The sequence below is a fragment of the Ferrovibrio sp. genome (assembly GCF_017994015.1).
Lineage (GTDB): Bacteria > Pseudomonadota > Alphaproteobacteria > Ferrovibrionales > Ferrovibrionaceae > Ferrovibrio.
In genome coordinates this window covers 98,553-110,579 of the sequence record NZ_JAGOLP010000006.1, presented here as the reverse complement: position 1 = coordinate 110,579, position 12,027 = coordinate 98,553, and the positions used below count along the sequence as shown (strand labels likewise).

Sequence of the window (12,027 nt, the reverse complement as noted above, 5' to 3'; positions counted from 1 at the left end):
CCGGCATTGACATGCGGCAGCAGCCCGGTTTCGCGCTGCACCAGCGCACACATGGCATATAGATACTCCACCGTGCTGGCATAACCCTGCTGGCGCAGGAAATCCGCTGCCTCGCGGTAGCGCAGTTCCGGCTTGTCGCCGAGCGTGAACAAAGCCTCATGGCAGCCGGCTTCGCGCCCCCTGCGGGCAATATCAAGCACCTGTTCTGGTGTGAGAAAAGCCGCCGGCAGGTTTTTTGGCGTATCGGCGAAGGTACAGTAGCGACAGGTATCGCGGCAAAGCTGGGTCAGCGGAATGAACACCTTGCGCGAGTAGGAGATACGATCACCATGGCCCTGGCGCCGCAAGGCGGTGGCCTGCATCAGCAGGTCGGCCAATGGCGTTTCCGCGAGGCGCCGCGTCAGCACGGCTGCCTCTTCCCATACCTGCCCAAGCTCCATAACGCACTACGCTCCTCAACTCGACAAATCTAGCTTAGATCAAGCCCATTACATCATCGCGGGCGATGGCGCACGCAAGCCGGCATGGCGCGGCACGGCGCCCAACTGACTGGAAATATCCGCCGCAGCACACAATGCCATGCTGCGCAGCCGTTCATGTTCGGCAGCATAGCGCCGCTGATCATCCGGCTGCATCACGGCAAAACTTACCGCCGCCACGGTCTGCCCGGTATAATCACGGATCGGCGCCCCGATGGCGTAGACGCTGGGAATATTCTCGGTGTTGCAGATAGCAAAGCCGTCTTCCGCCACACGGCCGACTTCCTCGCGCAAACGGCCACGATCCACGATGGTGGTGGGGGTCAGGGCCGGCAGCTCCAGTTCAGCGATGGCATGTTCGCGCGCATCCAGTTCCAGACCAGCCAACATGGCCTTGCCCAAAGCTGTGGAATGCACAAAGGCGCTGGAGCCAGGCTGCACATTGACCGGCGTGGGCCCGTTCATCAGCGACAGCAGATAAACCACCGTGTTGTTGCGCAGCACGCCGAGATAGGCGGCAACGCCGCCATGCAGCGATAATTCATGCATGCGGCCAAAGGCGATCTGCTGCAAGGTCTGCTGCGCCAGATAGGATTGCCCAACCTGAAACGCACGATGGCCGATCCGATAGCGCAGGTTATAGGGATTCTGTTCAATGAAGCCATGTGTGCGCAATGTCGCCAGCAAGCGGTGCGCCGCCGTGGTGGAAACCCCGACGCGGCGCGCCAATTCGCGCACACCAACTTCGCTTTCCGCCAGTTCAAGCTGTTCCAACACCGCGAGGCCCTTGGCCAGCGACTGGTTGGGATCAGCTTTGTACCTATTATCGGAACGACGTTCTGACATGACAAAAAGATTATAAGCGCCCTCCGGGAGCGTCAAGGAAATCTTTGTCACGTCGTAAGGCCAATGCGAAACATGCAAGAAAACCCGCATGAAATGCGCATTTCAGCAGCAGATGCCAAATTATTTATCGCAAGAAATACACGGCAACGCGCAGTGCGCGCATGCGCGGAAGTTTTTCCCGCGCATGCTTGGCAGCCAGCCTCAGCCAGCCGGGCGGGTCACGCGCAGCACATCGGCCAGCACCGCCGCATCACCCTGGCCGGCCAGCACCAGTTCATCCAGGCCGACTTGGTTATAAGCTGAGAAACGCGCCTGAACCTGGGCAATGGTGCCGCTGGCGGCATGGCGGCGCACCACATCATCGGTCACCAACCGCTCCACTTCGACCCAGTTCTCAGTCAGAAAGGCTGCTGCCAATGCTTCCTGATCCAGCACCGAGCCGGCGAGTTCAAGATTGCGCGCGTGATGCGCGCCACGCAGGATGAAGGCCAAGGTGCGGCGCAGCTTGTCATGCGCCTGGCTTTCACTGCCGCCAAGCGCGGCATAAAGCAGCCCGATGCGGCGGATGCGACGGCCGGCTTCGGCCTCGCCCTTGGCCACCAGATCAAGGCACCAATTGACAAATTCCACCGAAGTGGCGGCACTGATCAACACGCCATCGGCAATGCGCCCGGCCAGTTCCAGCATCTGCGGCCCGGATGCTGCCAGCACCAGCGGCACCTTGCGCCCGCCCATTGCCAGGCGGCGGTCATGCACCTGGTATTTTTTGCCATCGAACTGGATCACTTCGCCGCTGAGCAATTCAGCCGCAATAGCAAGCGATTCGCGCAAAGTTTGCAGCGGTTGCGGCGCCTCGATACCGGCAGCCTGCAAATCACGCGGCGCACCAACGCCAAAACAAAGGGTGACGCGACCTGGATACAATTCATCCAAGGTTGCCGCCGCCATCGCCGAGTAGACCGGATGCACGCTATACGGGCTCATCGCCATCAGAGCGATCCGCACATGCCGGCTGCTCTGCAATGCCATCGACGCCATGGCAATCGGCTCGCGCTGAAACAAATGACTGGCAAACCACAGCGTCTCAACACCATTGGCTTCAGCCACCGCCACCAATTCGCGCACCTGCGCCGGGGTTTCCTTGCCTTCAAAAGACAGGCCGAATGCTGCGCTCATGATGTTATGCCTTGCGCCCAAGCTGATCGATCAGGGCTTCCAGGCCGGCTTCATCGGCAAACGGCACCCCATCGGTTTCGGCCCGCAGATCCTTGAGGCCGGAAGATGTCAGGATTGCCACCACCGGGCCTTCAAACCGTTCGCCGCGCCGCAAGCCGGCCTGCAAGGCGGCCAGCCCGGCGGAACCGGACAATTCCTGATACAGCCCCATATGAGCCAGTTTGCTGCGTAGATCGATCAGGCCATCGTCGCTACAGGTCATGGCACGGCCATTGCTGAGCCGGATCGCTTCAACGCCGCGGAAACTGCTGACCGTGCAGGCAATGCCGGCAGCGATGGTGGGCGCCGCCTCCACTTCCATAGCAGCGGCATTGCTGCGCAAGGCGCGCGCCAGCGGGCCACGCGCTTCCGGCTCGGCCGAGGCAATACGCGGCATGCGGTCGGTGAGGCCGAGGCGCTTCAATTCAGCGAATCCCTTGGCCACGCCATAGAGCAATTCACCATAGCCGGTGGGGATCATCACCGTACCCGGTACGCGACGGCCGAGTTGCAGGAACAACTCATAGGCAATGGTCTTGTAGCCTTCCGGCCCGAAGGGATTGCCGGTGTGATAGCGGGTCAGGTTGCTGACCGGGAAAAAGCCGGTCTGCTCGATCAGGCGGTTGAGCACCGGCCAGCGCCGCTCGGTCGGCACGATCACCAGATGAGCACCGAGATTATGCAGAAACTGGCGGAAGGCAGGCTGCGCGCCCGGGCTGGTCACCACCACACAGGGCAGGCCGACGCGGGCGGCATAGGCGGCAGCGGCGGCGCCATGATTGCCTGACGATGCCGCCGCAATGCCGCGCGCACCGCCTAGCTTGGCCGCACTGACGGTGCAGAGATTGAGGCGATCCTTATGGCTCCAGGTCGGATTGCGGCTTTCATCCTTGAGCAGCAATTCGCCGTCAAAGCCGATCTCACGCGCCAGCTTGTCGGCCTGGATCAGCGGCGTGCCGCCTTCACCGAGCGAAATGCCCGGTGCCAGTGGCGGCAGCAGCGGCGCCCAGCGATCCAGCCCGGCCAAAGCACCCTGGTCAAACAGGCTGAGATCCAGCTTGTCGTAGGCATAATCAATATCCAGCGGATACTGCATCTCCGCCGTGCTGGAAACCGGGCAGCCCATCAGCAAGGCAGGCTGCAAGGGAAAAAGCTGTGATGGATCGCCGAGGGAGCGCTGGCCGATGGCCAACGAGGCTTTTTGGGAAGCGGCAGAAACGGTCATGGCAAACGCACCCTCGGCAACATACGGTCAAACGATTTTCGGCATTACGCTTTCGGCGAAAAGCTGCATCTGGTCAAGCAGTTCCTGCACATCATTGGCGGCGAAATACAGCCCGAGCAGATGCGTGACACCAGCCGCGCGCAGCTTGAGCGCCTTTTCAACCACATCGTCCACACTGCCAACCAGATTGATATCTTCCATCTTCTTGTTGGCCTGCTCCTTGAGCGTGGATTTGCTCAAGGAAACCAGATGCTGATACATCTGGCTCTGATGGAACCGCGCCACTGCCTGTTCGCGGGTTTTGCCGACATGCACAATATATTGCGGCGCAATTTCAATCTTGCTCGGATCGCGGCCCTTGGCAGCGGCCATGTCATGCAGTTGCTTGACATTCTCCGCCAGCCGCTCGGTTTCCATACCGGCCGGAATCCAGCCCACAGCGGCATCCGATTCAGCCACGCGGCGGATATGATTGGCATTGTTGCCACCGAAATAGATCGGCAGCTTGGCCTGCAACGGCTTGGGGAACAATTCCACGTCGCGGTATTTGTAATACTTGCCGTCAAACGAGGCGACGCGCTCGGTGAACATCTTGTTCAACGCATCGACGCCTTCTTCCACCATGTCGCCACGATGCGCCTTGCTGTCCGGCCACAAAGCCTCGAATTCCTCGCGATAGGCGCCCACGCCGACGCCGATTTCCAGCCGGCCGCCGCTGAAATGATCCAGCGTGGCGATCTGCTTGGCCAGCACTACAATATCGCGCCGCATCGGCAGCACCAGGATGCCGGTGCCGAAACGCAGCGTCTTGGTGGCAGCGGCAACAAAGGCATAAGTGATCAGCGGCTCCCAGAAACGCGGCGGCACCGGGAATTCATCGCGCACATAATGCTGCGTGGTCATGTGGTCGTTGCCCCAGACCGAATGATAACCGAGCTTTTCGGCCTGCTGGGCAATCTTGATCACACTTTCCGGCGAGGAAAACGGGATCGGATAGGTGAGGCCTTCCATGCCGGTGGGCAAGCCAGCGCTAACAAGCATTTGCTGTCCTTTCAGGGTTTATTATTGGTTCAGGCTTGGCCGCGCAGCGCGCTGGTGGCCGATTGGTCGATGGCCAGGTCCGGTGTGATGACCACGCCGTATTCCTGCTGTGCCGCCGTCCGCGACACCATGCCGATGCGCACATCCTCCAGCACCAGGGCCGGATCTCGGCTTTTGGGATCGCCGATGCCGCCGCCGCCGGGCATTTCGATCACCAGGCGGTCGCCGCGTGCGATGGTCTGCTGGCCCTTGCCGCGCAACTGGCCGCCGGAACGCAGCAACAGCCGGCCGGCCATCCCATCGCGCCCGCCATCACGGCCACGCGGCGGGAAATCGATACGGTCGTAATTGGCGCTGATGGCAAAAGGCGCGTCGTCCTGGCTTTCCACTTCCATCACCTGACCCAAGCCACCACGGCACAGGCCGGCACCGCCGGAATCGACCCGGTATTCCTTGCGCCAGATCAGCAGCGGCGACATCGCCTCGGTGATTTCCACCGGCGTATTCTTCACCCCCGAGGGGAAGGCGGTGGCGGATAGCCCGTCCTTGCCCGGCCGCGCACCGGTGCCGCCGGAATGGAAACACAGCACGTTGAACACCTGGGCATTAGCCAGTTCGGCCGGATCGCCATCCACACGGCCCTGGCCGCCCATGGCAAACAGGTTCCACAGGCAGGAAGCACCCTCAGCCGGCACCTCATTGCTGATGGCCTGAGCGAGGCAGCCGAACATCAGATCGGGCAGCATCTGGCCGGTGACATGGCGCGTGGCCACCGGCATTGGATGCAAGGCGTTGACGATGGTGTTTTCCGGCGCGCTGATGCGGATCACCGAAAGCGAACCGGCATTATTCGGCACCTTGGGCGCCACCACGCATTTGATGCCGAAGCTGGAATAGGCTTCAGTATAGCAGAACGGCACGTTGATACCGAAGGCCGAGGGCGCCGAAGTGCCGGTGAAATCGACGCTGATGCCGGTATCGTCGATAATCATGGCCGCATTGAGATCAATCGGCTTGTCATAACCATCCACCCGCATGGCATTGCGGTAGGTGCCGGCCGGAATGCGGCGCACCGCTTCCAGCATGGCTTCGCGTGAACGCGCCAGGATATGCTCACCCAGCTGGTCAAAATCCTCGATGCGGAATTCATCCATCATCGCCAATAGGCGGCGCGCACCCACATCGTTGCAGGCCATCAGCGAATAAAGATCGCCCACCACCTGCACCGGCTCGCGTACATTGGCGCGCACGATATCCAGCAATGTTTCATTCACCTTGCCCTGGTCGGCAAAGCGCATCAGCGGCACATAGAGGCCTTCCTCATAAACCTGACGGCCATCCGGGCCGATGCCGCGGCCGCCGATATCCACCACATGGCAGGTGCAGGCAAACAAAGCCACGGCGCGGCCATGGCGGAAAGTTGGCGTCACCACGGTGAAATCGTGCAGATGCCCGGTGCCTTTCCAGGGATCGTTGGTGATGAACACATCGCCGGGCTGCATCGTTGCCAGCGGAAACGCATTCAGGAAATGCCCCACGGCGCGGGCCATGGAATTGACATGGCCTGGCGTGCCGGTAACCGCCTGGGCAAGCATGTTGCCGCGCACATCGAACATGCCGGCGGAAACATCGCCGGCTTCGCGGGTGGACGTGCTGAAACCGGTGCGGATCAGGGTTTGCGCCTGCTCCTCCACCACGGAAATCAGCCGATCCCACATGATCTGCTGATGCAGGAAGGAAAGTGCCTGGTTGCCGCTCATGACGCCACCTTCATTTCCAGCACGATATAGTTGAACGCATTGATATGCGCCTCAAAAGCTTCGGTAATGATGGTAGTGGTCTCGTCTTCCGAGATCACCGCCGGACCACTGAGTCGTGCCCCGGGCGGCAGGCCGGCACGTAGATATACCGGCACTTCCTGGCTTTCGCCGTTGAGCGGATTGATCATGCGGGTGAAACCGGCCGGGACTGCCGGCTGCTGCCCCAGCACTGGCGGGCAGGTTCGCGCTGGTGGCTCTTCGGTGGCCAGCCGCAATGACCAGTTCAGCACTTCCACTTCCAAGCCCGGAATCGAGCGCCCGAATTGCTGTTCATACTGACCGACAAATAGCGCAATCAGCTGCTCGCGGTCGGCGTGGGTCAGGTCGCCACTGGGCAGCGCCACGGTGACTTCATGGCCCTGGCCGCGATAGCGCATTTCGGCGCTCCATTGTTCCACCAGCCGCGCTTGCGGCGCGCCTTGGCGCACGATGGCCTCGGCTTCTTCGCGCATCGCCTGGCGGGTGAGATTCAATTGCGCCGGATCAAAAGCGGCATCAAACAGCACATACAGGCTGCGCACCACCTCATAGGCCACAGGCGCCATCAGGAACCCCACCGCTGAGCCAACGCCAGCCCCGGTCGGCACCACCATGCGGCGCACCCCGAGCTTTTCCGCCAGCCGGGCGGCATGCAGCGGCGCAGCGCCGCCAAAAGCCACCATGGTGCGGTCAGTCAGTTCCTTGCCGCGCTCCACTGCATGCACGCGGGCGGCATTGGCCATATTCTCTTCCACCACCTCGACAATGCCGAGCGCGGCTGTGGTGGCATCAATGCCGAGGCGATCCCCTGGCATGCGCTGGGTGGCAGCGCGCGACGCAGCCGCATCCAGTTTCATGCTGCCACCGGCAAACCGATCCGGATCAATGCGGCCTAGCACCACATCGGCATCGGTGACCGTGGCCTCGATGCCGCCACGGCCATAACAGGCCGGGCCGGGCTCTGAAGCAGCGCTTTCCGGGCCAACCTGGATACGTTTCAGTGCATCCACGCTGGCAATCGAGCCACCACCGGCGCCAATCTCCACCATCTCGATCACCGGGATACGCACCGGCAGGCCGCTGCCCTTGAGGAAACGATATTGCCGCGCCACTTCGAAACTGCGCGAGTAATGCGGCTGGCCATCATCGATCAGGCAGATTTTTGCCGTGGTGCCGCCCATGTCGAAAGACACAATCTTGTCGTAGCCGCATTCCTGGGCAATCCGCGCCGCCAGGATGGCGCCGCCGGCCGGGCCGGATTCCACCAGCCGGATCGGAAAGCGTCGCGCGGTTTCCAATGTGGTCAGGCCACCGGCCGAGGTGATGAGGAAAACCGGGCAGGCAAAACCACGGCGGCGCAATTCATCTGCCAGCCGCTTGAGATAGGACGCCATCACCGGCTGTACATAGGCATTGCCGCAAGCGGTGGACCAGCGCTCGTATTCACGGATTTCCGGGCAGACTTCGCTGGATAACGTCACCGCCAGTTCGGGCAGTTCCGAAAGCAGGATATCGCGGGTGCGGCGCTCATGTGCGTCATTGGCATAGGAGTGCAGATAGCCGATAGCCACGCTGGCCACGGCTTCGGCGCGCAACATCGGCACCAGAGCACGCACCGCCTCTTCATCCAACGGCTTCACCACCTTACCCTGCGCATTCATACGCTCCGGCACTGCCAGGCGCAGATGGCGCGGCACCAGCGGCGGCGGCTTGTCCATCATCACATCATATTGCTCGAAACGATTTTCATAGGCCATTTCGATGGAATCGCGGAAACCATCGGTCACCAGCAGGGCGGTGCGGGCGCCTTTGCGTTCGATGATCGCATTGGTGGCAAGCGTCGTGCCATGGATCAGCAGGCCGATATCAGCCGGCGCCAATGCGGCACGCGCCAGGATCACATCGATGCCATTCAGCACGCCCAGTTCCGGCGCGCTGGGTGTGGTGAGCACCTTGGCAGTGAAACGCTTGCCGGCGATATCAAGCGCCAGATCGGTGAAGGTGCCGCCAATATCCACGGCCATCTTCGCTTGCGCGGTCATACTGTTTCCTCACTGATATTACCGCCCAGATAGGCATTCTGGATGCGCGGATCGTTCATCACCGCAGCAGCAGGGCCTTCCAGGAACTTGCGCCCCATCTCCAGCACAATGGCTGTGTCGGAGATCAGCAGGGCGCCATGCACATTCTGCTCAACCACCAGGATGGTGACCCCGCTGGCGGCAATGCTGCGGGCAATGGCGAATACCTCAGCCTGGGTTTTTGGCGACAGGCCAAGCGATGGCTCATCCAGCAACAACAATTTGGGCTCTGTGAGCAGCACCATGGCGGTTTCCAGGATCTGCTGCTCGCCGCCCGAAAGATTGCCGGCCTTTTCCTTCAGCTTGCGCTGCAACATGGGAAACATCGCCAGCACGCGCTGCAACGCCGCATCATGTCGCCTGGCTTCCAGGATGTAGCAACCCAGCTTGAGATTCTCCCACACCGTCATGCGCGGGAAATTGCAGCGCCCCTGCGGCACAAAGCCGATGCCGCGCTTGTAGCGCTCCCAGGGCGGCAATGGGTCGATAGCCTGACCAAGCAATTTTACGCTGCCGGAAAATTGCTGGCACGCGCCATAGATGGCACGCATCAGGGTGGATTTGCCGGCACCATTGCCGCCGATCAGCGTGGTGATCGAGCCCGGCGCCAGCGCAAAGCTGAAATCATGGATGATCGGCACGCCGGCATAACCGGCCGTAACGGCTTCGACCTCAAGCACGGATGCCAAGATACGCCTCCAGCACACGCGGGTCAGACCGCACCGTTTTGGGATCACCTTCGGTCAGCTTGCGGCCGCCCACCAGCACAATGACATGCGAACACAGCCGCATGATGAAATCGACATTATGCTCAACAATGGCAAAGGTTTCGCCGGCGGCATGCAATTGCCGGATCACTTCTTCCACTTCGAGAATGCGGCTGGGATTAACCCCGGCCACCGGCTCATCCAGGATCACCAGACGCGGCTTCGGCATCAGTGCGGCGGCCAAGGCCAGCAGCTTCTTCTGACCATAGGAAAGAATCGCTGCCGGTGCCTCGGCATAACGTTGCAGGCCGATCAGCGCCACCAGATGCTCGGCCCGCGCCCGCGCCTGGGCTTCTGCCTGGCGCAGCCGGCGGGTGCGCAGCAGGTCGTCAAGCCAGCCGGCCCTATCAAACGGCACCATGGCCTGCATCAGATTCTGTAGCAGCGACATGTCGTCATACACATTCACGGTCTGGAAGGTGCGGATCAGGCCGGCGCGTGCGATGGCATGCGGCGGCAGATTGCCGATATCGCGTCCATCAAACAGCACCTGGCCGGCATCAATGGCCTGAAAGCCGGAGAGGCAGTCAATGGTGGTGCTCTTGCCGGAGCCATTCGGCCCGATGATGCCAGTGATGGTGTTTGGCATCACATCAAGATCAAGGCCATCCACGGCATGAATGCCGTAGAAGGATTTGCGCAGGCCCCGAATGCTGAGCAGGGGCTGAGGGTTGGGCGTCGCCGTCATCGCAGGGTACTCCGCAGCTTGCGCAGGCTGCGTTCGCGCAGCCAGCCGCCGACACCACGCGGCGCAAACAGCATCGCCGCCACCAGCAGCACGCCGAAGAACACCATGCGCAATTCATTCGAGATGCGCAGCAATTCCGGCACGAAGGTCATCACCAGACCGGCAATCACCACCGGCCAGAAACTGCCGGCACCGCCTACGATCACGATGATGAGAAAGGCCTGCATGTAATAGAAATCAAAGATCAGCGGGTCGACCAGGGTGAGCTTGAACACAAAGATGCCACCGGCCATGCTGGTGAACAGAGCCGAGACAGCAAAGGCCAGCAGCTTGTAGGGCGTTGGCGAGATGCCCTGCGAACGCGCCAGCGCCTCGCTCTGTTTCAGGCTGCGCAGGGTGAGGCCGATACGCGAGGTGCAGAGCAGGTAGAGCGCGCCGATGGCAAGCGCGGCATAGACCAGGCAGAGATAATAATAGGCCGTCTGGCTGCGGATCGGCTGGCCAAGAAATTCGGGCGCCGGCAGACCGGGTATCCCCAAGGGGCCACGCGTCAATTCCACCCAGTCACGCGAAATCAGCATCACCAGCAGACTGAAGGAAAGCGTCACCACCACAAAGGAATGGCGGTTGAGCCGCAAGGCTGGATAACCAACCAGCAAAGCCACCACCATGTTGATCAGGCCGGCCAGCGGCAGCGCCAGCCAGAAATTGATGCCGGCATCCACCACCAGGATCGCCGTGGCATAACCGCCGATACCCCAGAATGCCACCTGGGCAATCGAAAGCAGGCCGAGATAACCGTAGATCAGGTTGAGCGACAAAGCCGCCACGGTGAACACAAAGGCGCTGACCAATACACCCGTGGCATAATCCGGCAGGCCCAGGCTGGGCAGCATGGCCAGCAGCAGCAGAGCGACCAGGGCGAGAAATGGCGGCTTGAGCATGGCGTGTTGCATCAGCCCACCCGCACATTGCCGCGGGCAAACAGGCCCTCGGGACGCAATATCAACACCAGGATCATGGCGATGAACCCAACCGCTTCCTGCCACACGATGGAGAAGAAACCGCCGACAAAATTTTCCACCACGCCCAGCAACACGGCGGCAGTGATGGCACCGGGAATACTGCCCAGGCCGCCGATCAGCACCAGCGCAAAAGCCTTGAACACAAGGAACTGCCCCATCTGCGGCTGCACCAATTGCACCGGGGCAATGCAGGCGCCAGCCAGGCCACACAGAGCCGTGGCCAGCATCACGGCGTTACGGGCCACTTTCTTTGGCTGAATACCCACCATCAGCGCCGCCTCGCGGCTTTGGGCAATGGCGCGCATGCAGCGGCCGAATTCGGTGGCATTAAGGCACCAGTAGAGCAGGCCAAAGGCCAGCAGGGCAAAGCCGGCAGCGGCGATACGCGCCCAGGTGATCTGGATATCGCCGATGGCAACACCGCTGAAGCCGAATTGGGTATCCACCATACGCGGCGTGGCCGAGACAGCATATTGCATGCCGTAAAGCAGGATCATCGACAGGCCCATGGTGATCAGGATGCCGCGTTCAAATTCGCCGCGCTGCACACGCGACAGAAAACCCTCAAACAGCAACAGACCGATGCCGCCGCAAAGCAGCACCGAAAGCGCCAGCGATGGCAGATAGCTCAGGCCGAAAAGCGGCAATGTGAAGCACATCGCATAGGCGCCGAGCATGAGGAATTCGCCATGGGCGAAATTGATCATCTCCAGCACGCCAAACAGCAGCGACAGGCCGGCAGCGATCAGCGCGTAGATCAGGCCGAGCACCAGGCCATTCAGCAGCAATTGCAGCAGATACAGGGAATCAGGCATGCCGGGGCTTTTCTCACGCTTCAATTCACAGCCAAATACATACGAG

General features: G+C 61.3%; 11 protein-coding genes. All 11 read right to left on the bottom strand.

The window, feature by feature from the left end; genetic code table 11:
• Positions 1-440 (bottom strand): radical SAM protein (locus KBB36_RS06035; protein ID WP_366933171.1); only part of this gene is annotated, 440 nt, incomplete at its 3' end.
• 48 nt (positions 441-488) lie between these two features.
• Positions 489-1,325: an IclR family transcriptional regulator gene (locus KBB36_RS06030; protein WP_290978007.1), complete on the bottom strand. Its 837-nt coding sequence runs from the start codon at positions 1,323-1,325 to the stop codon at positions 489-491.
• A gap of 201 nt (positions 1,326-1,526) precedes the next feature.
• Positions 1,527-2,501: an LLM class flavin-dependent oxidoreductase gene (locus KBB36_RS06025; RefSeq protein ID WP_290978005.1), complete on the bottom strand. Its 975-nt coding sequence runs from the start codon at positions 2,499-2,501 to the stop codon at positions 1,527-1,529.
• A gap of 4 nt (positions 2,502-2,505) precedes the next feature.
• Positions 2,506-3,765 (bottom strand): pyridoxal-phosphate dependent enzyme, encoded by a 1,260-nt coding sequence (locus KBB36_RS06020; RefSeq protein WP_290978003.1) that lies wholly within the window; start codon positions 3,763-3,765, stop codon positions 2,506-2,508.
• 27 nt (positions 3,766-3,792) lie between these two features.
• Entirely contained in the window at positions 3,793-4,806 is a 1,014-nt protein-coding gene (locus KBB36_RS06015) for an LLM class flavin-dependent oxidoreductase (protein WP_290978001.1), read from the bottom strand.
• Between the two features lie 29 nt (positions 4,807-4,835).
• Positions 4,836-6,566, bottom strand: a complete 1,731-nt coding sequence (locus KBB36_RS06010; RefSeq protein WP_290977999.1) for a hydantoinase B/oxoprolinase family protein — start codon at positions 6,564-6,566, stop codon at positions 4,836-4,838.
• Entirely contained in the window at positions 6,563-8,647 is a 2,085-nt protein-coding gene (locus KBB36_RS06005) for a hydantoinase/oxoprolinase family protein (RefSeq protein ID WP_290977997.1), read from the bottom strand. The genes KBB36_RS06010 and KBB36_RS06005 overlap by 4 nt, the downstream gene beginning before the upstream one ends.
• Positions 8,644-9,366 (bottom strand): ABC transporter ATP-binding protein, encoded by a 723-nt coding sequence (locus tag KBB36_RS06000; protein ID WP_290978009.1) that lies wholly within the window; start codon positions 9,364-9,366, stop codon positions 8,644-8,646. Before KBB36_RS06000 ends, KBB36_RS06005 begins: the two co-directional genes overlap by 4 nt.
• A complete protein-coding gene (locus KBB36_RS05995) occupies positions 9,359-10,141 on the bottom strand; it encodes an ABC transporter ATP-binding protein (protein WP_290977995.1) in 783 nt (260 codons plus the stop codon). The genes KBB36_RS06000 and KBB36_RS05995 overlap by 8 nt, the downstream gene beginning before the upstream one ends.
• Complete coding sequence (locus tag KBB36_RS05990; RefSeq protein WP_290977993.1) at positions 10,138-11,097, bottom strand: branched-chain amino acid ABC transporter permease; 960 nt, start codon at positions 11,095-11,097, stop codon at positions 10,138-10,140. Before KBB36_RS05990 ends, KBB36_RS05995 begins: the two co-directional genes overlap by 4 nt.
• Positions 11,097-11,981, bottom strand: coding sequence for a branched-chain amino acid ABC transporter permease (locus KBB36_RS05985; protein WP_290977991.1), 885 nt, complete (start codon positions 11,979-11,981; stop codon positions 11,097-11,099). The genes KBB36_RS05990 and KBB36_RS05985 overlap by 1 nt, the downstream gene beginning before the upstream one ends.
• Positions 11,982-12,027 lie beyond the last annotated feature (46 nt).